The organism is Trichocoleus sp. FACHB-46 (assembly GCF_014695385.1).
Lineage (GTDB): Bacteria > Cyanobacteriota > Cyanobacteriia > FACHB-46 > FACHB-46 > Trichocoleus.
Genome location: NZ_JACJOD010000006.1, coordinates 1 through 22,310, shown reverse-complemented (window position 1 = coordinate 22,310; position 22,310 = coordinate 1). Strand labels below are relative to the sequence as shown.

Below are 22,310 nucleotides of genomic sequence, written 5' to 3'. Positions count from 1 at the left end.
CGCTCGTCAGGGTAAGAGGGGTGGGCAGTTAAATAATTGGCTGTGTGTGAGCAAGCAGTAAGTACGATAGTGCGATCGCAACGTCTCCCAGTTTTCCTGGTCCTCCATCGCTTATTTCTCTTCTATGGAAACTTCAGCTCAGCCAGTGTGCCAGATCTTTTTTTGGTATTAATTAGCGGATGGTTTCAGAAACTCCTGGGACAGGCGATGAAGCTTGAATCATCAACCTGAAAATTGTCACTGCCTAGGAGATTTTTATGCGTCAGCTAATTCTCAAACAAATGAAGTGCTATGAATCAGAAGATTGGGGTGCCGACGAGTGCCGCCTCGAAGTCTTTGCCGATGGAGCACTTCAGCCTTATTTAAAGACCAGCCTGAATAACGGCCAAGCTTGGACCCTCAATCGAACTTACAACTTTAGAAACAACATCGATATTAAGCTGTGGGACGAAGATTCTCCAGACGGAGATGATTTTTTAGGCTCAGCCAGAATTGAAACAGGGATAACCGATAGCGCTGTATCTTTTACTCAAGACGGCGCAAATTACAAGCTCTGGTATCAAGTCGTAGAAGTCCCAGATGTTGACCCCGTGCAAGCGGCGATCGCAGCCTTTGAGCGATCGCCTCAGCCTGGTGTTTGGCCCTACATCGAAAAAGCCGCTCTCCTAGCCGATATTCGGGCTACGGTGCTCAATCCCTTCGCTGTCAACCAGAGCTACACACCCTTTTGTGGCCCTACGGCGATCGTATATGAGTTAGTGTCTAAGCAGCCTGCTCGCTATGTTTCTATCTGTCAGTCTTTGTATGAAACAGGGCAGTTTCAGAGCCGCACGAAAGTGGTTAGACCTGCGGATGGGTTGCGAAATAGCAAAGTCCGTGACGGTATTTCGGTTGCCGATTGGATGTTGATTGCGACGCTGCGAGACACTGAGAACCTGGTCTTTCCCGTTGATGCTAGCTCTAGCGGACTTGTGAATAATATTGCAGGTATCACGACTCCGTGGGAGATGAAAGGCTGGATCTACGAAATTCTAGGTTATGACCAAGTGAATTTTGAATCAACCTTTATCTATGGCGAGTTCGATGCCATGCGCAGCGCTCAAGCGGCTCGAAAGCAAGGTGGTGTTGCCTTCTTATTGATTGACGCTTCCATGCTGCAAGGCTCTGCCCCTGCGATCGCCTACCCCAACCATTGGGTGTCCTATCTTGGCAACTTGCAGATCGATGATGGGGTTTGGTATCAACATGACAGCGGTCATATCCGTTTCGACTGCTATAGCTGGGGCCGCAAATACTCGGTGGATCTGGGTGAAGGCCCTTTCGAAGACTACATGTGGGGTGTTGTCACTGGATATTAGATCTCTTGTAGATCAGTTGAGGTAGACGAAGCACCTACTTCAACTGATCTACAGTTAGTTGCCGCCAAACACCAAAGGGACGACATCCAAGAAATGCTGATTTGGCGGATCTTGAAGCGCTAGCGATCGCTCGTTAGCTTGATAGTTGCCTGATTGATATTGATCGAGCATCCAAGCTATAAAGCCTGTTAGCGAAGGAGCCAGCACAAATTTCCTATCTTCATCAGCTCCGAAGTTGATCACCTGCCCAAATGTACCTGTAGGACCAGGGTCTAGATCTATGCCTAGATGATTGCCTGTCCAATCACGGGCGATCGGAATCCATTTCAAGTTGATGTATAAAGTTTTAATAGCATCCTGAGGGAAAGATTCACTCTCAATCGCAGTTGCAAGCTCCTCATCTTCTAAAGCCAGGTCACGCCAAGCGAGCCACTCACTATAGATGTTGTCCGTATCCAAGAATTCCAGTCCTAAAAATAGTCCTGTAGTGTTCCCCTTTTGTCCATTGTGATGTCTATAAAAAGCTTTAAAGTCTTCAGGGAGATTGCAATCTAAGCGATACTCCAACTCACTGAGTTGTTCACTAGAGCAACCAGAATTGAGATCTGCCAGCACTTCAGGGAGGTGCTCGCTCAGCCAATGATCTAAATCCAACCAAAGTTCATCCATTTTTGTGGCTGATTGGCTTTGTCTGTAGTTTATGCCTGCTGGCGCTAGCACGCTACCGCTGAACAAGGTGAGAAAAGTTCGCCGTTTCATTCGCACTGCTGTACTCGTAGAACTCTAGGAGCTACTGACACAGGAATATTGCAATTCACTAAAATCTTTGGGATTGAAGACGGAATTTGATCCCGTAAAACCTTGACCTCTCCCAAATTGATTGCGGGGTAGCTGTCCAGATTGAAGCTGGTAGACCTGACTGGCGATCGGTAAATTGTTGACCCCTGGTTTCACGATTGGGGTGACAATTAGTTGCACCGACTGTCCACGATCTGGCTCGTCATAATAGAGAGCTTGAAACTCAAAATTATTGAGTGTTATCTTAGCGGGTTTGCGATCGCGCCGAATCGTTAGTTTGGCTTGCTGCTCTGGACGATAGCTGAGGGTAATACTGGGTCTGTAAACCAGCGTACATTGGGCGATCGCCGCAGGGGTTGGTTTTGGTGTAGATGCAGCGGTAGGTGCTGGTGTAGATCCATTAACGAGTAAACCAACCAACAGCATCGGCGAAATGATCGGTTCTAGATGTCGAAAGAGTGCCATTGTTCTCAACTTAAGCAGGGTTCATCTAGTTCTAATCTGCCACTTTCAACGACCCAAGCTAAGGTTGTTACAGTTTTAGATCTGCCTATACACTCAAGCACTGTGCAATGTTAGATGCTCATGCTTAATTATCTTGGAGTTAGAGTCCAGCTACCAACCATCAGCATAGAGAGCGGCAACAGTATCTGGATTGTATTTGCGGCGAACTTCACCAAATCGCACCACATCTGCAACTTCTAAATCTCCATTGATGTGGGTGTAAATTCCGGTTTCATAGCACTCTGCGATCGCCAACATCATGTTTGTCAGACTGGTGAAAGCAAGGCTAAGGGAGCCATCATCGCAACCAATATGAAATACAGACGTATGAGGACTTGAGGCATCTCCCCCGGGAACCGCAAAGTACTCCCCATCAAAGTCCAACACTGGAAAAAGATATTGCGGATCTCCGTCCTGTTCTCGCACTTCCCGCCAATAAGATTTATTAATTGCCGCTGCGTACTCCAAGGCACCGTCTAAGTCGAGTAAGCGGTGATAGACGAAGACTCCATCGTACGGGTTGCCATTTCGGCATTGATACAGTTCATAGACTTCCTGGGATACCCGAAAAGGTAACTGGCTCAGCTTGGTTTCAATCTCTACCAGCGGCAACCCTGGTGCGAAACCTGATATAGCATTAGGACTATACTGTTGCAGCCAATGTAGAATCCGGTTAAGAGCTTCGGTCAACGCTGACATACACCACTCCTCCCAAACATACCTACTCCGCGAAAAGACTCAATCAAGATGGTTTATAGGATGATGCGGAGGCTGCATCTTTGCCAGCAGCGTTTGATTCGGAGCAACGGAGCTAACAAAGGAGCTATAAACAATTTGAGTTGGCTGCCAAGGCGAGAACCAGTAGAGATATTGAGCGATCGCATAAGCTCCACTGCTAGCCGTAGGCTCAAACTGAATCACTGCTAAGTTGTTTAATCCCACGACTTCTCGCCCATCCTGGAACCAGCGATATCTCCAAAGCAAGAGAGGTTGTAACCAGCGGTGTCTAATGTTCCTTGCTCGTCTCCAAGGAGGTAGCAACCACGGCACCTCAGCGCCAAACGGAGAAATCCGCGTCTGATCTCGTGGCACCCATTCTAAAGCACAGGTCCAATCGGGTGGAGTAGATGAAAGATTATCCTTTTTGAGAGAGGCGATCGCTCTGCCAGAACGCTTTTCAGTTAAAGAAAAGGCTCCACGGCGGAGGCGGGGCAACTGTTTGGTTGAAAGCTCTACCATATCGGGCGAGTTGCTCCAGCCCATCCAGTAACGTGTCTTTTCTGGTAGGAGCCAATCCTTTAACCGTGTGTGAATCAGTCGAGTTATAGTTTCTTCATTCTTCAGCGCACTACAAGTTAATTGCACCAAGACAGAGGCTGGAGCAGTAGAAGGTGGATTGCTTTGATGAGATAGACGCACCACTGAGCTGTAATGGATATCCCCAGACATCACGATCACTTGTTGGCGCTGCTCAAACAAGGTAGTCAGGAGTTGGGCTAGAGCTTCAGTATTGACGTTCCAAGCATCGCCGACATCTGTAGCAAATACTTTATTCTTGCTTAACTGCCACTGGTGAATCCAATCAATCACTTTCATCCCAAACACATTGGTTGGGGCAATGATAAAGGTAGCTTGGAGGCTGTCTGTATTTTGCAGAGGTAAAGTGAGTTGCCGCTTGAACGCTTGAGGGCACAACAACATGGGTGGAGCGATCGCTTTTTCATCGGCGGGATAACCTCGCCAAGTGCGCGTATCCAACACCAAAACTTCGTGGCAAGCGCTCCGGACTGTATAGTGCCAAGTGATAGCTTCCGGATGCCGTTCTAACACCAGCACAGGTCCATCGGAGACGAAGGTGGGTAAGCCTGTGAGGGAGTCAGGACTAGGCATTCCCACATGACGAGCGATCGCCTCATAAGCTGTTTTGTCCGTCCCCTCCGAAGCAGACCAGGCTTGAGCCGCAGCTAATAATTTTTCGCCTGAGCTTCCTGCGGCAAACTGCTCTGGTGTGTTGCCCCAAGCTTGGAACACAGCATACGCCAACAGAGAATTTTGCACCGCTCGTCGCCCTAGCGGTCGGCCCAACACCCGCAAACACCAAGCTTGATTCAGGTTCCAGTCATCACTAACATCATGATCATCAAAGATGGTGTACATCGGAACATTGGCAAGAGCCCGCCGCACTTTCCAGAGGGTATGAATAAACTGCCGCATATCCCTAGCTTCTCGGTCCCAAGCTCGAATTGCCTTGCGATCGCAAGGCATCTCTTTGCCCAAAGGGATAGGGTTGGGCCAACAAACCGGAGACCAAGCGAGGATATAAGATGCGTAGTACTCGCCCAAACTCAGGAGATGGCTCGTTGTCTTAGCACGTTGATTTCTTAACCCTGCTGTAAAGCCCGCCTGGGTAGTCGCCACCTCAGCGCGTTGTCCGGCGGGTAGTTCGTCAGGTGTGCGATAAACCACGTCATTCGGCTCCCGCCGTCCTATGGGTAGCTTCTCTTTCCAACCTAGAAGCGCATCGCCGAGATGGCTGGCTACCCACAGCAAGGGATCTGCCACATCATCTCCATAAATTTGATCTCCAGTCAAAAACAACTGATGAGGACGATGCCGAGGTTGGTTTGCCGTCTCCTCAATCAGACAGTCGAGTAGCGGTAGGGCATCGAAGCCATTGCCATGAGGTTTGCGGCAGGAGCCTTGTGCTATTCGCAGATCTTGCAGTCGAGCTGGAGACAAAGCAAAAGTTGGTTTCTCATGAGTAAAGTAGCTGATGCTGACAGTAGGAAAATTATCAGCACATAAAGCTTGTAGCAGCGTATAGGAAATAGGTGTTGGCTCTAGGGTTTCAAACCGGAGATCGTAAGCATAGATGCGATCGCTTGTGAGCTGCTGCTTAGTAGCATGAGCTGTCACTGCCAGGACATGCAGGAACTTGCCCAGCGCTACCGTAGAGCGGCTTCCTTCTAACAAGCAGTCGCTTAAAACTTCACCTTGATCTGTCGTTTCGTATATCTTGAGTGCTACTTGACACGGCTGTCTCAGGGCTAACCAAACTGTGACTGATTCTGAGTCTGTATGTTGCAGAATTGGCCCTGCTAATATCAGGGGCAGTTCACTCAAAAACTCGTCCCAGGCTTGGTCTTTCATCGCAAACTACCGAATGATTTCCGTAGTCTAGCCGAAAATTGTAGTCTTGCTTACAGGACAAGCACTGAAAGAGGCGATCGCGAGAATTAGTTCGTCTGCAAGCAGGAGATTATCTCCTTAAATCTTCTAGAACGCAAGAAATCATAGTTCGTAGCTCTGGAATATCCTCCTGAACCGCTCTCCAAATGATTTCTACATCTGTATTGAAGTAGTCATGAATCAGCTTATCCCGCATTCCTGCAATGTCCCTCCAAGGAATATTAGGATATTGACTTCTGACAGGCTCGGGAATTCGCTTCACAGCCTCACCAATAATTTCAATTGCTCTTGAAACCGCAAAAATTTTTTCTAGATTTTGTGAGAATGCGTCAAACTCAATATTTGCTGTAAATTGCTCAATAGCGACAATCGCGTCCAGAATATCCTGTAAATAGTCTTCAAGTTGCCGTCTGGTCATAAATAAACCACTTCTCTCAAAATCCGCTCTCCGATTCGGGGTTTGAGACCAGCTTTGTGCACCAGATCAACTCTAACTCCCAAATTATCGCTGAGATAATTCTCCAAGTTAACAAACTTCAATAAACTAGGAATCTCTGAAAATTCTACTAATAGATCAACATCACTGGTTTCTGTTTGCTCTTGCCGCACATAAGAGCCAAAAATTCCCAATTCGCTAACTTTATATCGCTCTTGTAATACAGCCTTATGCTGTACCAACCACTGTCTAATTTCTTCTAGCGTCCTCATGCCATCAACACCTCATTCTCGACCCAAGTTAAGGTATTTATTCTGTCTTTATGGGATCGTTACTCAAACAAAGCTTTTAAAAAGCGATCGCCAAGAGTAATTCCTTTAAAGCTTCTTTGACTAACTTCATCGCTAAACCAGCCGCTATTCTGGAAAAATCAAAACTTTGACATTAAGATTTTCCAGACTTCTTCTCTCTAAATCTGCCGCAAGTCCTTTAGGATTGCCAATACGAAGTTCTGGATCATACACGAAGCAGATTAATGTATCAACATCGGGATGCTCACTGTATCGTGAGGTATCAATAATTAATTGCTCTCCAACTTCCTTAGCCTCTAAAGACTTGCGTGTTTTTTTGACTTCTAGCATTACACGTTGTGGTTTCAGCAGGAAATCTACTCTTGAGCTACTACCTGCATAGCTAGGACATACTTCTTCTGGCCTTATGTCATCAAAATATAGTTTTAGCAATGAGTGTAAAAGATCTTGTACATCATATTCATCTTCTATTTGAAGAGTAGAACGTTCACCATGCCTCTCTTTTAGCTGTCTTGCAACTAAATGAAATCTTTTTAATAAACGTTCCATGATTTCGAATGTGGAAACGGAAATATCTTGATGGGTCTTTGGCAAGCCATACTCGTTTATTTCGTGTACAAACGATTCAAAAGTTGCCTGGGCAATAGATAAACTATCAATCCATTTCTTTTGAACGTCCTGCTCTGAAACTGGGCCAAAGCTAAACGAATAACTGATGCTATTGAAATCAGCTATATGACGAGACCCAACACCAAAAGTATGCTCTAGAAAAACTTGAACATCTCTATGCCATTTCTTCCAAGAGGGGCCATATCGTTGATGCGATAATTTCTTGAGTTCTTCTGCTCTTGCTTTGAACCCTTCTATCTTAATTATCGCTTTAGTGTTCGGCTCAGAAGACATATACGTTCAAGAAATATCCACCAATTATTCACTAAACAGCAATGAGTATGGCTTACCTTAGCTAACCATTTCATACATACTATCAATGCTAATGTCTAGCTAGTTGTGGCGATCGCCCAGTTTGACCTGTCATCAATCGCAAAGCGAAGTACTTAAGGGGGCGGAGGGTTCGCATCAGCCAGAGGCCTAAGCGGCGGATGATTACCAAAGGCAACCAATTAGTTGAGAAACAGCGATCGAGGAAATCGGTAAAGCCGAGGATTGTGAGGTTTTCGAGTTTGCGCCAGCGTTCGTAGCGTCGCAGCACTTTCAAGCCACCAATGTCTTCTCCTTTTTGGTGTGCCTGCAACAACACCTGAGCCAATGCTGCCGCATCTCGAATTCCCATGTTTAAGCCTTGACCACCTACCGGATGACAACAGTGGGCCGCATCTCCCACCAATGCCAAACGCGATAACGTATAGCGATCGCTCTGCATCAACTGCACCTGAAACACATAGCGATCGCTAGCCAGAGATAACTTGCCCATTTGGTCGCCATAGCGCCGAGAGAGTTCTGTAAGGAAAGCTCCATCGTCTAGGTCAGCCATTGCCTTCGCTTCTGCGTGGGGAGCTGTCCAGACAATCTGGCAACGATTTCCAGGCAGGGGCAAAATCGCAAACGGGCCACTTGGCCAGAACCGCTCATAGGCAATGCTGCCGTGCTCTTTTTCCGGCTGAACCACACAAGTAATACATGACTGCCAATACTTCCAGCCACGAGTGCGAATTCCAGCCTCCTGACGAATGGGCGATCGCGACCCATCCGCCGCTACCAGCAAACGGGTGCGAATGAGCCGAGTTTCTCCCTCAACCTTAACTTGCAACTCCACCCCATCCGGTTGATAGTGCGCCTGCACCACCTCCGCTGGACACAATTCCGTAATGTTCGGGCTGTTGTCTAAGCACTCATACAACGCCTGCATGATGACGTTGTGTTCTGCCACATAGCCCAGCGCCTCCGTACCCAAATCCTCCGGCAAAAACCGCACCGCGTGGGGGTAGTCTGCATCCGAAAGCCGAATTTGGCAAAACGTCGTAATCTTCGGCAGAATCTCTTGCCACAACCCCAACCCCTGAAAAATCTTGCCCGATAGCAACGTCACCGCGTAAGCCTGCCGTCTGCTCAACCCCGCTGTCCGAGGTCGCGCCTCAATTAGCGCCACCCGCAACCCCGAATCCCGCAACGCACAAGCTAGCAGCGTCCCAACAATCCCGCCACCCGCGATCGCCAAATCATAGTCAAACCCAGCCATGCTTAACCGTCTTTAATAAAACAGCCTGAGAAATTGTGATTTTTCTTAATTGTTACGCGAACCGCCCAGAGGAGCAAGGAGAAGTAAGGATGAAAGAGGAGGGATGTTCGCGAAGCGTTCCGAAGGAAAGGATGCAAGGAGTGGAAAGTGAGGAATGAGGAGTGAGGAGCAAGAATAGGAAAAGTAAAGCATCAAAACACTCACAGTCCAAATCGTCTGGAGGAGGTCTGGAGGACGCAGCCGTCCTTCAGCGGGGGTTTGGGGGCAAGTGTCTCCAAGCTCTTGGTTTTAGCGCCTAGTTGCGATCGCACACATAAACAAGTGAGACTAGAACTTCGTTCAGCAAAGTAAATATGACAGTCAAAATCCAGCAGTTGAGCCAATGGAAACAGCAAGGTCGTCCCATCGTCGTACTTACCGCTTGGGACTACGCATTCGCTCAAATTCTGGATCAAGCAGGTGCCGATATTCTCCTCGTTGGAGATTCCCTAGCAATGGTGGCACTAGGCTACGAAACCACATTGCCCATTACTCTCGAAGAAATGCTGCACCATGCTAAAGCAGTTCGCCGTGGAGTCAAACAAGCACTAATTGTCGTTGACCTACCATTTTTAAGCTATCAGGAGAGTTGGCAACAAGCCATCCAGTCAGCAGGGCGAGTCCTCAAAGAAACAGGTGCCCAAGCCGTGAAACTAGAAGGCGGATACCCAGCGATGGCGGATACCGTCACTCATTTAGTGCAGGTTGGCATCCCCGTGATGGGGCACGTCGGCCTGACCCCACAGTCAGTCCATCAACTTGGCTACCGTCAACAAGGCAAATCCGTAGAAGCCAAAGAACGAATTTTGGCAGAAGCGATCGCCCTCGAACAAGCGGGAGCCTTCGCGATCGTCTTAGAACATATACCCGCTGATTTAGCTCAGCAAATCACCCAGAAACTCACTATTCCTACTATCGGCATTGGTGCTGGCCCGCACTGCGACGGTCAGGTGCTCGTTACAGCGGATTTGCTAGGGCTTTCCAGTTGGCAACCTCCTTTCGTTAAAACCTACGCCAACTTACGAGAGAGCATTACCCAAGCAGTGCAAGGCTTTGCCAGTGAGGTGCGATCGCAGGAGTTTCCGCCTAAACCATAAAAGCCTACAGTTTTTCTTCCAGCGGCTTACAAAAATCGTCAATTCCAGCTTTAGCGGCGTAGATGCTCACGAGAGTTGCCAGTTCCCAAGGTAACGCTTTGGTCTCGACTAGCTGTGTGATGGTAGTCGCCACGCGGTTGTCCACCAAATCGGCTCGTAATTCTGCCTGGCATAGCCTGGGCCGCCAGCGCTTCGCTAAACTCGTGATCCAACCCTCAGAGGTGGTAGGTTGTTGCCCAACCTGGATTGCTAGGGCGATCGCCGCATCCTCCAGATCCCCCTCACAGTCCTCAATCACATCTAAAGCCACTAAAGCTTGAGGATAATCGCTCAGTTCAGCGCGAAAATCAGAAATTTCTGTCGGCGTAAGAATTGTATCCATAATCAAACTAACTAGACGAATGAATAGAAGCTGATGGCCGCTTTACTTCAGGCTGGCTAAGGCGTAATTCTTGCACCAATCCTTCAACAGATCCCCGGAGTTGGTCCACCGTCAGCTTTAAATCTGCAAGCTCTGTATCTAAGTGATCTAAACGCCCTTCTATCGCTTTAAAGTCGAAATTTGTCTGAGAAGTCGTCAATTGCCAGAAGGAACAATTGAGGGCAGAAAGCACTTTTTGAACGGTAGAAAAATTAGGATCGTAGTCCGAATCATTCAGAATCCGATTAATTTGCTGAGTATAGCCTAAAGCACTGCCTCCATGCTCTTTAGCAATTCGCGCGGAAATTTTGCGAATACTCATCTGCTGAGTTTTCATCAGCTCTCGAATTAATTCCACCACATTTTCTTGCATAAACCTCCTTCATCTACTAGGCTTAAATTAAGAACTTGAATCACTAAGTGACCTTCACCTCGCGGCGGGGGCCACTTTTTTATTTCTATTTATTTCTATAAGTAATTAAGTGTAGAAATACCGCTTGATTTCAAAGAAAAAAGCAGCAGGACAAGGGTCCTACTGCCACTACATTTCTCTCAAAAACAGATTTGAGAGCAGAGAAGCTGAACGGTTAAGTGACTAAAGCCCAACAAACTCGCGAGTTTCCAAGCCAGTGAGCTGCTGAGCGATCGCGAGACGAGTTTCCAGCTTGGCGACGCTAAACTCATTGCGCAGATACTCTAGATGAGCCAAAGCGTTAGATTTCTCGGTGCTCAGGCGCAGCAGGGCATCCATCGCATGCTGATACTCAGGATTTACTTGCAGGACTTCAAAACGGCGAGCCTTACGCTGATTGTCATTCTTTAGGTTGGTTTCAAACGCCACGACCATATCAGCATTGCCTTCTAAGCGAGCAATATGCTGGCGGGCTTCCCCAATTTGGTGCTCCAGCTCATTCACGGCTTGAGCAGCTTGAGCGATCGCGGCAGGATACTGGCTGATGCTGAATTTCATAAATATCTTCCCTAAGCAAACTAAGAACTTGAATGTAAGGGTCAGGAATCAATAGGAGGCTGAGTAGAACAGCAACCCAGCCCGGAGAGCAATAGGCATCAGCCTAAATTACGCAGCTAGTTCCTCTAACTGCACCCGCTGCGATCGCACTGCCGCATCCAGATCGCTGGGAAGCAGACGCTTCGTTTGAGCATTCGGTGCGGTCTGCTCCAATACCTGAACTTCAATATTGACCGATACCAAATAAGAGCCAGCCGCTTCGCCGACTGCCTCGGCAATTAGCTCAGCCAGGTCAGGGCGATTGGCGGTGATGGGGTCGCGGAGGGTGCAACGGTCCCAGTCATATTTGGCAGTTGGGTCCACGCTGAGAATGTAGTGCTTAGTCATGGCGCAAGAACTTGAATCACTATATTTATTGTAGTGTATTACCACCACATTTTCAAGGAAAAACAGGCCCGTTCCGTGCTGCTTAAGCAGCCAAAACTGGAGGTGCAACTTGCAAGGCGCGATCGCGAATATTGGCTTGGCCAGCGCTCAAATTGGGCCGTTTTACGTCCATCCGATCCCAATAGGCTAAGACCTTTGCGAGGTCAGTATGCTCCCGCAAAGCGATCTCATAGGCGTACTGAGACAGCATCTTTCCGCGCCGGAGCTGATAGGTGTAACCCAGACCAGACAGGTACTTAGTGAAAGCTTGAGCCTTACTCATCTTGTCGAAACCAAAGTAGCAAGCTGCGACAGGTCCACCCGATTTAGGTAACTTCTGAAAGGGGCTGCGTACGACCAAAACTCGGGGTGATAGGTACTGACCGACGCGACCTTGCTGTAACGAAAAAAAGCGACCGATCTGCATATTTAGAACTTGAATCTCACTAGATCTAGTGTAGTTTATAAGCACTACATATAGAGCCTATGTAGAGGTCGTATTTTAGGGTAATAACCACCCTGAAAGCGCTGAAAAAGCGCTGAAAAATCGACCATTTTTGCGACCAAAACTGAGGAGCTAGCCTTCGATACCATTATAGTATTTCTGTACTAACAGCGTCTTGGTTCAATCCAATAGCATCTAGATAGCTTGAGGGGTGAGTATGTCACTATGGCAGCAAGTCACGATTGTGATTTGTTGTTCATTCTTCGTAACTATGGCTATAGAAGCAGTAACAGAGGGAGTAGCCATTGAGCAAAATCTCAAGCAGTTTCTCTTGGTGCTCTCTGTTTCCTTAAGTGTGGCCACCCTACCCCGGATCATTAGTTGGTTTCGCCAAATTCCCTACACGCTGCTGTTGGTGATTGTGGGGCTAGGGCTGGCGTTTATGGATATTCGCTTAGTGAATCTTTCGCCAGAGCTAATTCTGTCTATCTTTTTACCACCGCTGTTATTTGAAGCAGCTTGGAATATCAAGTGGTTTAACCTCAAGCAAGACTTGCTCCCGATTTGCTTATTTGCAGTCCTAGGGGTGGTGATTTCGATCGCTGGGGTCGCTTGGGGGTTGATCTACTTAGGAGGTGTCTCCTTGACCACAGCCCTGCTAGTCGGGGCTAGCTTATCCGCCACTGATCCGGTGTCTGTAATTGCTTTGTTTCGAGAGCTAGGCGCAGGTAAACGGTTGACCACCTTGATGGAAGGCGAAAGTCTATTTAACGATGGCATGGCTGTGGTTGCCTTTGGGTTTCTGGTGGGCCTGCCCCTCGGCACTAGCAACTGGGACATCTCAGCTCTGCTCGCCAGTTTAATTGGGGTGGTTGGGATTGGGATTGGCGTGGGCTGTCTGATTGGCTTTGGTATTTCCTATCTGACCCAGCGGTTTGATTTACCCTTGGTGGAGCAATCTCTGACCCTTGTTTCAGCCTACGGTACCTACTTGATTACCGAAGACTTGGGTGGTTCTGGTGTGATCGGCGTCGTCACGACTGGCATCATTTTGGGCAACATCGGCTCTCGGATTGGCATGAGTCCTCGAACTCGGCTGGTAGTGACTGAGTTTTGGGACTTCTTAGCTTTTTTCGTCAACTCAATCGTGTTCTTGCTGATTGGTGATCAAATTCATTTTTCGGTGCTCGGTGCGAACCTAGGCACGATCGCCATCACGATTGGGGCCATGCTCCTCTCCCGTGCGATCGCCATCTATGCTTTAGGTGCCCTGAGTAATGGGGTAGCTAAATCTGGCATTTCCTTACCGGATCAGACGGTGTTGTGGTGGGGCGGGTTGCGGGGTTCGGTTTCCATTGCCCTGGCCCTGAGCGTGCCCACAATTTTGGGAGAGCGAGAAGAAATCATTGCCACCGTCTTTGGCACAGTTCTATTCACCCTCTTAGTTCAAGGACTCACGGTCAAACCGTTGCTAGAGCGTCTAGGACTCCTAAGCGCTCAACCCATCCAGCAAAAATATGTAGAAACGATCGCTCGTTGGGTGGCGATTAATCGAGTCAAAAAACACCTGACGCAAAGCGATCGCCCCGAAATTGACCCGGAATTTTACCGCTATCAAACTGCACTGGTCAAAGGTCAGCTCAGCGATTTGCAGAGTGAGATTGACCAACTCCACAATGAGTATCCGGATCTGCGCGATTTTAGCCATGAGCTTCTATGGGAAGAACTAACAGCGATCGAAGCCGATACCTATGCAGAATTCGTGCGGGCAGGTCGCCTAAATAGCAAACTTGCTCCCCTGCTAGCAGAAAACTTAACTCAGGTTGAAGAGAAACCCCTGTAGTCTTTACCGCAGTCTTTGCCGCCAATCAGACCTGCTCCCAGGTGTTAGATCATCAACAAATGCGGTTAGTCTAGTTTAAGTCAGTGAGTTCAATATTCTAAGGAAGCAATTTCATGACCGCGACTCCCATCCGGCTGAAGCACGAAGTCAAAGATTTATCACTTGCACCCCAAGGCAGACAGCGGATCGAATGGGCTGGGCGGGAAATGCCTGTTCTACGTCAGATCCGCGATCGCTTTGCTCAAGAAAAGCCATTTGAAGGGCTGCGTCTCGTTGCTTGCTGCCACGTTACCACGGAAACTGCTCACTTGGCGATCGCGCTCAAGGCGGGTGGAGCTGATGCCATCCTGATCGCCAGCAACCCCCTCTCTACTCAAGATGACGTGGCTGCCAGCTTAGTTGCCGATCACGACATCTCTGTATATGCCCAAAAAGGCGAAGACAACGACACTTACCACCGTCATGTCCAAATCGCTCTCGACCATCGTCCCAACATCATCATCGACGACGGTAGCGATGTGGTTGCAACTCTAATTCAACAGCGCCAGCATCAAATCGCTGACCTGATTGGCACCACCGAAGAAACGACCACCGGGATCGTGCGCCTGCAAGCCATGCTGAGAGATGGCGTGCTCACCTTCCCTGCCATGAACGTCAACGACGCCGACACCAAGCACTTTTTCGATAACCGCTACGGTACAGGCCAATCCACCTTAGACGGCATCATCCGCGCCACCAACATTCTGCTGGCTGGTAAAACGCTAGTGGTCGCTGGTTATGGCTGGTGTGGTAAGGGCACCGCTATGCGGGCTCGCGGCCTTGGCTCCAACGTTGTCGTGACTGAAATCGACCCCATCAAGGCGATCGAAGCAGTCATGGATGGCTTCCGGGTCATGCCCATGTCTGAAGCTGCCGCGATCGGCGATATCTTTGTTACCGTCACAGGCAACAAGCATGTCATCCGGGCTGAGCACTTTGCAGCCATGAAAGATGGTGCGATCGTTTGTAACTCTGGTCACTTCGACATCGAAATTGACCTCAAATCCTTGGGTGCTAAAGCAACCGAAGTGAAAGATGTTCGTAACTTTACCCAAGAGTACCGCTTGCAAAACGGCAAATCGGTTGTGGTTCTGGGCGAAGGTCGCTTGGTCAACTTGGCTGCGGCAGAAGGCCATCCTAGCGCTGTGATGGATATGAGCTTTGCCAACCAAGCTCTCGCTTGCGAACACTTGGTGAAAAACAAGGGTAACTTGGCTCCCGGAATTCACTCTATCCCCACTGAAGTCGATCGCGAAATTGCGCGTTTGAAACTGCAAGCAATGGGTGTGCAAATTGATACGCTCACCCCTGAGCAGATTGAGTACATTAACTCTTGGACTGCTGGAACTTAAACCTAGTTTTTAGCATTCTCTGAATTGGGGCGTTCTCAGCGCCCCATTTGTTTATGTTCTAAATTACCTGTGAGGAATTGAGCAGATGGCTGAGTGGATTACCAACACCATGAACTCCCTAGGCTACGTGGGTATTGGTCTATTGATGTTTTTGGAAAATCTTTTTCCACCCATTCCATCTGAGCTGATCATGCCTCTGGCAGGCTTCACAGTTTTTCAGGGCAAAATGCAGTTTTTCTATGCCGTCTTAGCAGGGGTTCTGGGTACGGTATTGGGAGCCTTGCCTTGGTACTATGCAGGCAAATTACTGGGCGAGGAGCGGTTAAAAGCTCTAGCCGATCGCTATGGCAAATGGTTATCTATTTCTAGCAAGGACATTGACCGAGCCGATGACTGGTTCGATCGCTACAATGCCAAAGCTGTATTTTTCTGTCGTCTGGTTCCTGGTGTGCGGACGTTGATTTCTCTCCCTGCTGGCATCAGCGGCATGCCGATGGTACCGTTTCTGATCTACTCCACCCTAGGCACCACTTTATGGGTGAGTCTGTTGACTTATGCAGGCTACGCCCTTGGCCAAAACTATCATGTGGTGGATAAATATATCGGGCCGCTCTCTAAAGTAGTCCTCTGCATTCTGATTACAGCTTTCATTATTTGGGTGGTCAAAAAGAACTGGAAACGCGCTTAAGTTTCCCAAAGCTGAATTATTCAGAAACTGCCAAAAGCTGGTAGCGTCAGACAAAGGAGAGAACACTTGCTGGACGCTACCCCTTGAAGACACGATCGCACTATTGGCAGCTACTGCCTTACCTTAAACCCCACTGGCGCACGATCGCTCGAGCTTTTGCTTGCACGCTTATATTTACTGCTTTTTGGCCTGCTTTAGTCTGGCTAGCAGGGAAGTTGCTGAGTCTCACCGCTAAAGGAGACATCAGGGAGCTAGCTCAAGTAGCAGGGGTGGTTGCCGTCGGGTTTCTGGTGCAGAAAACAGCTCAGTATGGGCAAGATTCGCTCATGGCTAAGGCTGCTTTGGCGATCGCCTATGACCTGCGGCGGCGAGTCTATAGTCATCTACAAACCCTCAACCTCAGCTATTTTGAAACGGCGCAAACTGGGGATTTAACTTACCGCCTGACCGAAGATATCGATCGCATTGGCGAAGTCGTGAATAAGATCTTTCATGACTTCATTCCTTGCGTGTTGCAACTCGTGGTCGTGTTGGGCTACATGATCTATCTCAACTGGCAACTGACCCTCGCAACCTTTCTTGTTGCTCCCCTGATGGGGGTTCTGATTAGTTGGTTTGGTCAAAAAATGCTGCTTTTTTCTCGCAGCAGTCAAAATCGAGTTTCTGACTTGTCCTCACTGCTCACCGAAGTGTTTAGTGGCATTCGTCTGGTGCGGGCCTTTGCCGCCGAGGACTATGAAATCGATCGCTTTAGTCGCGAAGCAGAGCGCAATCGCCAAGCCAAATATCTAGCCGCTTGGTTGCGGGCGGTGCAATTTCCTGTAGTAGGGTTTCTCTACGCGCTAAGTGTGTTGTTGTTGCTGCTTTTAGGGGGTTGGCAGATCTCCCAAGGCAACCTAACTGGAGCTGAATTTGGTAGTTATGTGGCAGGAGTCGGCTTGCTGATCGATCCGATCGCGCACATTACCGATAACTACAACGAATTCAAGCAAGGCGAAGCTTCTGTCGATCGCATCTATGAGTTGTTTGCCATCCAGCCCGCTGTCACGGAAAAAGCGAATGCTCAGTCCATGCCTGCGGTGACTGGCAAAGTGGAGTGTCGCAACATTGGTTTTAGCTACCAACCCGATCAGCCTGTGCTGGAAAATCTCAGCCTCCTAGCTTTGCCTGGAGAAGCGATCGCTCTAGTCGGTGCTTCTGGAGCAGGAAAAACTACCTTGGTGAATCTCCTGCCGCGTTTCTATGACCCTCAAGCAGGCCAAGTGCTGATTGATGGTGTAGATATCCGTGATGTCACTTTGCGAAGTTTACGGCAGCAGATTGGGATTGTCCCCCAAGAAACAATTTTGTTTTCCGGGACGATCGCCCAAAACATTGCCTTTGGTCGCGCTAAGTTCGATCTGGATGCTGTGGAAGCCGCTGCCAAAGTTGCCAATGCCCATCAATTCATTACTCAGCTCCCGGAAGGTTATCAAACCTGGGTGGGAGAACGGGGCGTTAATTTGTCGGGAGGGCAGCGCCAACGAATTGCGATCGCCCGTGCAGTGCTCCTAGACCCCCGCATTCTCATCCTCGATGAAGCCACCTCAGCTCTAGACTCCGAATCTGAAGCTTTGGTGCAAGAAGCGCTAGAACGGCTGATGCAAGGTCGTACTGTATTCATCATTGCCCATCGTCTTGCGACTGTCCGGCGCGCCGATCGCATTTTGGTATTGGAAAAAGGCCGTGTGGTGGAATCCGGGACTCATGCAGAACTTTTAGCGCAAGGCGATCGCTATGCTCGCTTCTACGCCCAACAATTCCAAATTGGCTAGTTAAAGCGTTTCCAGATAGCTCAGCAAATCTGTCATTTCTTGCGGACTCGGTTGGAATTGTGGCATTGGGGGCGTTCTGCCACTAATCACTTGATGAATTAGCTTCAACTTTGACTTTCGCCCAGAAATATTTCGCAAACTTGGACCCACCCGACCGTCTGCTTCCAGCCCATGACATCCAGCACAATTCATTTGAAAGATGGCATGGCCCAGCACTGGGTCTCCTCTAAGAGACAGCACACTCTTGACGTAAGGATCAGAAACTTGCCATTGGTGGACACCCAGAATCACCAACAAAATCGTCAGCAAAATTGACAGCGCAATTAAGCTGATCTTCTGAATTAAAATTTCGGGCTTAATCGTCTGGTTATCCAAAAGGTTTCTAACTGTAAACGAGAGATACAAAGAATTTTTCATTCAATAACATAGCTTAAAAGTTTCAAAGCGTGCAGGCAACCTGAGAGAGTTTTCTCAGATGGCTGACTAAAGTCAACAATCCTGTGGCCTCACATAACCTCAACCAACAAAATCAACTTGGTGAAATACTAGTAGTATGAGAAACAGGCAAGAAACGTTAACGTACTGCAAACGGTCATAAGGAGATTTGACGTGGTAGAGCCTTTGCTTTCTGGGATTGTTCTCGGTTTGATTCCCATCACCCTAGCTGGATTGTTTGTTGCAGCGTACCTACAGTACCGTCGCGGCAACCAGCTCGGCCTGTAAAATCCATAAAATCTAGCCCTGGCCTTTTCGGAGTTTTCCTCCTAGGTCAGGGCTAATTTTTTGACTAGGATTTGCGATCGCGCCAAGCTGACATTGCCCTGAGATATGGCCCAACACAGGGGTTAACCTGCCTTTACTTACTAGATTGCCCAAATCGGTTTCTAGGGCTGCATATCAAGTCGTAGCTTGACAGTAAAACGTTAAGGCAGTGTTGCCATAGTTTTTCTCACGGCAAACTTCCAGCGTGGGTATTTGACCGATTGTCCAACCTTGAGGGTCATGTTCCACAGCTACTTCGCCCCCTGGCGCTAGGAGTTGATAATGCGCGATCGCCTCTAAAACGGGTTGATACAAATCGCTAGCATAAGGCGGATCAAAATAAATGCAGTCAAACTGTTGGCCGGCGGCTCCTGGCAAGCGCTGCAAGATATCCCCCCGCCACACCTGAAATTGCTGCTCTGGTTTGGCTACCTGCTGCCAATTTTGCCGAATCAAGCTACAAGCTCGGCTCGATTGCTCAATCCCCAGTACTGAAGCAGCTCCCCGGCACAGTGCCTCTGCTCCCATCGCGCCGCTACCTGTACACAAATCTAACCAACGGCAGCCTTCCACCTTTCCCTGCCACATGTTAAACAAAGCTTCTCGAACCCGAGCAGATGTAGGTCGAGTAATCTGCCCAGGCAGAGTCTTTAGTTGGCGATTTCCATAAATCCTTAAACTCATGGATCAACGCAGCGATCGCTTACCATAGTCATCTCGCAGGGAAAAATATAATTGAAATTATCGTGATTCAACTAAACTGGCAGTCCGAACCTGACTGACAAAGTTCGCTAAAATCTGTAAGCCTGCATCAGAAGACTTTTCGGGATGGAACTGCACCGCCATCAAATTGTCTCGGGCGATCGCCGCTGTCACGATTTGGGAACCATGCGTCACTGTGGCAGCCCGCGCTTGAGGATCAATAGGATCAACATAGTAAGAGTGGACAAAATACACCCAAGGCTGAGCAGGCAAGCTTTGCCAGATAGGTAATTGGGGTTGCGTCAAGTTGAGCTGATTCCAACCCATGTGGGGAATTGTAATTCCAGGCTCTCGGCGAAAATGACGCACCACCCCAGGCACAATTCCTAAGCCTGGTTCTTGGCCTTCCTCACTGCCGTCAAACAAAATTTGCAAGCCTAAGCAAATGCCTAGAAATGGCTTACCACTGGCGATCGCTTGTTTGATGGGTGCTTCTAAATGGCGCGATCGCAGATGTTGCACTGCTGGGTCAAAGGCTCCCACGCCAGGGAGGACAACTGCATCTGCTTGAGCGATCTCATCAGGGCGATCGGTAATTTGAGGTGTGGCTCCTGCTCGCTCCAAGCCTTTGCAAACCGAGTGCAAGTTGCCCATGTCATAATCGACCACTGCAATGACTGCCATTAACCCACATCCCTGCGCTGATTCAAAGTACTTTCATTGTAGTTGGTTGTAGATTACCTCTCATGCCACAAACCATTCTCCTCACTTCTTTTGCCACCTGGCAACCCCACCAGCAATCGAACTCTTCTGATGACTTACTGGAAATAGTCTCCCACCAAAATCCTTACCCCCAACAACTGCATTTTCTCCGCCAGATTCCAGTCGATTTTAATATCGCCCCATCTCAGCTTCTAGCCAAAGTAGATGAATTACAACCCAGCATCATCCTTTGTTGTGGCATGGCAGAAAGCCGCTGTCTGCTCACAGTGGAGTCCAATGGCAAGCATGGCGATGAGGTTATCACCACACCTCTAGATTTAGAGTCCTTAATCGCAGCCCTACGCATAACAGCCATCAGTCACGATGCTGGCCAATTTGTTTGTAATTGGCTTTATTACTCGCTCTTGAAATATTGCAGAGAGCAAAAGCTCCAGAATCATTGCCTCTTTGTTCACGTACCAGTTTTGACTCCACAAAACCTAGAACTCGTCGTGCCCGATTTCTTAACAATTATGCAGCGCTTGCTGAGCCTGTAATTGAAATTGATCAAATTCACTCCAACCGATCAATTTTTTCAAAGGCAAATATAGAAACTTACCGCACCCCGTAAACTTTTTATTATTGATACGTTTCGAGCAAACTGCCACATGTTCTCGTTGTTGCCCCTCTTCACTTTGGCTCAAGCCACTCCTACGCCTTCCCCACCGCCTTCGGAAGAATTTGTGCGTCTGCAAGAAGTCAGGGCGTTACCTGGTCAGTTAGATGATGTTTTAGTCTTCAATAGCAATAGCCCGGAAGTAGTGCAGAAAGAAGGGATTCTACTTTCGACCTTTCCTTCTGCAAATAAACGCTTTCCTGCGGCTCATCTTAATGTCCCCCTTCAGGGCCGCTTCGATCTCTTCGCACATCACATTGCTAAAGCGACTACCCCTGAAGATTTGAAGACACTGTATTTAGGTGCAATTCTCCACAACTCCAGCAGCCAACCAGTCACCGTTGATATCCTGCAAGCCGCTAGTTATCTCAGCCAACCAGATGCCCCCTTTATTGAGCTACCTCCCTACATTGAAAATCCAACTGGGAGCGTCTACGCAGGCCCAGGCGATCGCGCCATGAATGATATCTTGCGAGGCAGAAGGCAAGCTGACTTCCCAGCACAACTGGTGATCCCACCCGGGGAAAGCCGCATGCTCCTCAATCTCCCAATCCCAGTTAAAACTCTCGATCCGCCTATCAATGGTCGCTCTACATTAATGCGCTTAAGGAGCAACGGACCAGTCTATCTGGCTACTTTAGGGATGTTTGCGCAGACCAATGCAGATGGGAATGAACGGGCTCCCACACTAGAGGAATGGGAAAGCCTCTTGAACAATGGTGAGTTATCAGGACCACGCGATCGGACTCCTACACCTCCAGATATCAAAACAGGCCAAGTAATTTACAGTCGAGTCGCTGGAGTCGCTCAAGGATCTACCTGGCAATCTCAACTTGTCGATAGCCCCACTAACCAATTCCTAACCATTCCGACGGCAGGACAAGCATTCTCCTATGGCCTCAGCACATTACTAGCTGGAACTTTAGGGACGAATCAAATCCAGAGCGCTCCGATACAAGCTCGTTATTCCGATACAGCCTACCAAGCCCACGGCAACTACGCAGTTCAGTACAACTTGACTCTGCCGCTCCACAATCCTACTAGCCAATCACAGAGAGTTACCGTTTCCCTAGAGACACCCCTCAAAGAAGATGCACTCAGTAAACAGGGCCTACGTTTCCTAGAACCACCTGCTCGTCAAGTGTTCTTTCGGGGTAACGTTCGAATCCGTTATAACGATGAGAGCAATCGGCCGCTCACTCAATATATCCATTTAGTACAACGGCGAGGCGAAGAAGGTGAACCACTCGTCACCTTAAGTATTCCTAGCAACCAGCACCGCCTCGTTCAGGTTGATTTTCTTTACCCTCCTGACTCAACTCCGCCCCAAGTTCTAACAGTCAAAACCCTAGACACCCCCAATTAGCCTAAAAACAAAAAAAGGCTCCTTTGATTAAATACAAAGGGGCCTTCTTTATTTGATTATTACCCTGGCATCGAGCTATTGTCCCGTGGGGCTGCCCCCAAAGTATCGTCGCCGCTACAGCGTTTCACCTCTGAGTTCGGGATGGGTCAGTGTGGTTCCACCGTGCCATGAACAC

General features: G+C 48.6%; 25 protein-coding genes and 1 rRNA gene. 9 read left to right on the top strand and 17 right to left on the bottom strand.

The features are described from left to right. Positions 1-257: 257 nt before the first annotated feature. Positions 258-1,358 carry a hypothetical protein gene (locus H6F72_RS00360; protein WP_190431051.1) on the top strand — a complete coding sequence of 367 codons (1,101 nt, stop codon included), beginning with the start codon at positions 258-260 and terminating at the stop codon, positions 1,356-1,358. Positions 1,359-1,412: 54 nt separating this feature from the next. On the opposite strand, the gene H6F72_RS00355 is transcribed toward H6F72_RS00360, so the two are convergent. The 8 genes from H6F72_RS00355 to H6F72_RS00320 all read right to left on the bottom strand — a co-directional run bounded on the left by H6F72_RS00355 (position 1,413) and on the right by H6F72_RS00320 (position 8,793). Beyond that, complete coding sequence (locus H6F72_RS00355) at positions 1,413-2,117, bottom strand: SMI1/KNR4 family protein (protein ID WP_190431050.1); 705 nt, start codon at positions 2,115-2,117, stop codon at positions 1,413-1,415. A gap of 24 nt (positions 2,118-2,141) precedes the next feature. Next, complete coding sequence (locus H6F72_RS00350) at positions 2,142-2,621, bottom strand: hypothetical protein (RefSeq protein WP_190431049.1); 480 nt, start codon at positions 2,619-2,621, stop codon at positions 2,142-2,144. Between the two features lie 150 nt (positions 2,622-2,771). Continuing rightward, positions 2,772-3,359: a hypothetical protein gene (locus H6F72_RS00345; protein ID WP_190431048.1), complete on the bottom strand. Its 588-nt coding sequence runs from the start codon at positions 3,357-3,359 to the stop codon at positions 2,772-2,774. 39 nt (positions 3,360-3,398) lie between these two features. Then, positions 3,399-5,810, bottom strand: a complete 2,412-nt coding sequence (locus H6F72_RS00340; protein ID WP_190431047.1) for a PhoD-like phosphatase — start codon at positions 5,808-5,810, stop codon at positions 3,399-3,401. A 109-nt stretch (positions 5,811-5,919) separates the two neighbouring features. Further along, positions 5,920-6,267: a DUF86 domain-containing protein gene (locus tag H6F72_RS00335; protein ID WP_190431046.1), complete on the bottom strand. Its 348-nt coding sequence runs from the start codon at positions 6,265-6,267 to the stop codon at positions 5,920-5,922. Then, on the bottom strand, positions 6,264-6,557 hold the full coding sequence (locus tag H6F72_RS00330; protein WP_190431045.1) for a nucleotidyltransferase family protein: 294 nt from the start codon (positions 6,555-6,557) through the stop codon (positions 6,264-6,266). The genes H6F72_RS00335 and H6F72_RS00330 overlap by 4 nt, the downstream gene beginning before the upstream one ends. Before the next feature lie 144 nt (positions 6,558-6,701). Next, a complete protein-coding gene (locus H6F72_RS00325; RefSeq protein WP_190431044.1) occupies positions 6,702-7,499 on the bottom strand; it encodes a hypothetical protein in 798 nt (265 codons plus the stop codon). A gap of 88 nt (positions 7,500-7,587) precedes the next feature. Continuing rightward, positions 7,588-8,793, bottom strand: coding sequence for an FAD-dependent hydroxylase (locus H6F72_RS00320; RefSeq protein WP_190431043.1), 1,206 nt, complete (start codon positions 8,791-8,793; stop codon positions 7,588-7,590). A gap of 353 nt (positions 8,794-9,146) precedes the next feature. Between H6F72_RS00320 and panB the strand changes: the two genes are divergently transcribed. After that, complete coding sequence (gene panB / locus H6F72_RS00315) at positions 9,147-9,929, top strand: 3-methyl-2-oxobutanoate hydroxymethyltransferase (protein ID WP_190431042.1); 783 nt, start codon at positions 9,147-9,149, stop codon at positions 9,927-9,929. Positions 9,930-9,933: 4 nt separating this feature from the next. Here the strand turns inward: panB and H6F72_RS00310 are convergent, their stop codons facing one another. From H6F72_RS00310 to H6F72_RS00290, 5 genes are all read right to left on the bottom strand, one after another. Beyond that, positions 9,934-10,311, bottom strand: coding sequence for a hypothetical protein (locus H6F72_RS00310; RefSeq protein ID WP_190431041.1), 378 nt, complete (start codon positions 10,309-10,311; stop codon positions 9,934-9,936). Between the two features lie 7 nt (positions 10,312-10,318). Further along, the gene (locus tag H6F72_RS00305) at positions 10,319-10,723 is read right to left on the bottom strand and encodes a helix-turn-helix transcriptional regulator (RefSeq protein WP_190431040.1); all 405 of its coding nucleotides are present in this window, start codon (positions 10,721-10,723) and stop codon (positions 10,319-10,321) included. 222 nt (positions 10,724-10,945) lie between these two features. Then, the gene (locus H6F72_RS00300; protein WP_190431039.1) at positions 10,946-11,320 is read right to left on the bottom strand and encodes a hypothetical protein; all 375 of its coding nucleotides are present in this window, start codon (positions 11,318-11,320) and stop codon (positions 10,946-10,948) included. 108 nt (positions 11,321-11,428) lie between these two features. After that, on the bottom strand, positions 11,429-11,707 hold the full coding sequence (locus H6F72_RS00295) for a hypothetical protein (RefSeq protein WP_190431038.1): 279 nt from the start codon (positions 11,705-11,707) through the stop codon (positions 11,429-11,431). Positions 11,708-11,789: 82 nt separating this feature from the next. After that, positions 11,790-12,173, bottom strand: a complete 384-nt coding sequence (locus tag H6F72_RS00290; RefSeq protein ID WP_190431037.1) for a hypothetical protein — start codon at positions 12,171-12,173, stop codon at positions 11,790-11,792. A gap of 235 nt (positions 12,174-12,408) precedes the next feature. On the opposite strand from H6F72_RS00290, the gene H6F72_RS00285 reads away from it, so the two are divergent. From H6F72_RS00285 to H6F72_RS00270, 4 genes are all read left to right on the top strand, one after another. After that, complete coding sequence (locus H6F72_RS00285) at positions 12,409-14,034, top strand: cation:proton antiporter (protein WP_370527417.1); 1,626 nt, start codon at positions 12,409-12,411, stop codon at positions 14,032-14,034. 113 nt (positions 14,035-14,147) lie between these two features. After that, a complete protein-coding gene (gene ahcY, locus H6F72_RS00280; protein ID WP_190431036.1) occupies positions 14,148-15,425 on the top strand; it encodes an adenosylhomocysteinase in 1,278 nt (425 codons plus the stop codon). 85 nt (positions 15,426-15,510) lie between these two features. Beyond that, positions 15,511-16,113, top strand: a complete 603-nt coding sequence (locus H6F72_RS00275) for a DedA family protein (protein WP_190431035.1) — start codon at positions 15,511-15,513, stop codon at positions 16,111-16,113. A gap of 83 nt (positions 16,114-16,196) precedes the next feature. Next, on the top strand, positions 16,197-17,927 hold the full coding sequence (locus H6F72_RS00270; protein WP_190431034.1) for an ABC transporter ATP-binding protein: 1,731 nt from the start codon (positions 16,197-16,199) through the stop codon (positions 17,925-17,927). Here H6F72_RS00270 and H6F72_RS00265 read toward each other — a convergent pair whose 3' ends face one another. Next, positions 17,928-18,302 carry a cytochrome c gene (locus H6F72_RS00265; protein WP_190431033.1) on the bottom strand — a complete coding sequence of 125 codons (375 nt, stop codon included), beginning with the start codon at positions 18,300-18,302 and terminating at the stop codon, positions 17,928-17,930. Positions 18,303-18,536: 234 nt separating this feature from the next. Here H6F72_RS00265 and petG point away from each other — a divergent pair, with 234 nt between their 5' ends. Next, entirely contained in the window at positions 18,537-18,650 is a 114-nt protein-coding gene (gene petG, locus H6F72_RS00260) for a cytochrome b6-f complex subunit V (protein ID WP_190431032.1), read from the top strand. Between the two features lie 174 nt (positions 18,651-18,824). Here the strand turns inward: petG and rsmD are convergent, their stop codons facing one another. Both rsmD and hisH read right to left on the bottom strand, forming a co-directional pair. Further along, a complete protein-coding gene (rsmD, locus tag H6F72_RS00255) occupies positions 18,825-19,373 on the bottom strand; it encodes a 16S rRNA (guanine(966)-N(2))-methyltransferase RsmD (RefSeq protein ID WP_190431031.1) in 549 nt (182 codons plus the stop codon). 57 nt (positions 19,374-19,430) lie between these two features. Further along, the gene (gene hisH / locus H6F72_RS00250) at positions 19,431-20,075 is read right to left on the bottom strand and encodes an imidazole glycerol phosphate synthase subunit HisH (RefSeq protein WP_190431030.1); all 645 of its coding nucleotides are present in this window, start codon (positions 20,073-20,075) and stop codon (positions 19,431-19,433) included. A gap of 62 nt (positions 20,076-20,137) precedes the next feature. Between hisH and H6F72_RS00245 the strand changes: the two genes are divergently transcribed. Together H6F72_RS00245 and H6F72_RS00240 are read left to right on the top strand one after the other, a co-directional pair. Then, the gene (locus H6F72_RS00245; protein WP_190431029.1) at positions 20,138-20,650 is read left to right on the top strand and encodes a peptidase C15; all 513 of its coding nucleotides are present in this window, start codon (positions 20,138-20,140) and stop codon (positions 20,648-20,650) included. 111 nt (positions 20,651-20,761) lie between these two features. After that, positions 20,762-22,135 carry a DUF3370 domain-containing protein gene (locus H6F72_RS00240; RefSeq protein ID WP_190431028.1) on the top strand — a complete coding sequence of 458 codons (1,374 nt, stop codon included), beginning with the start codon at positions 20,762-20,764 and terminating at the stop codon, positions 22,133-22,135. Positions 22,136-22,197: 62 nt separating this feature from the next. Here the strand turns inward: H6F72_RS00240 and rrf are convergent. After that, positions 22,198-22,310 (bottom strand): 5S ribosomal RNA (gene rrf, locus H6F72_RS00235); the annotation flags it as partial.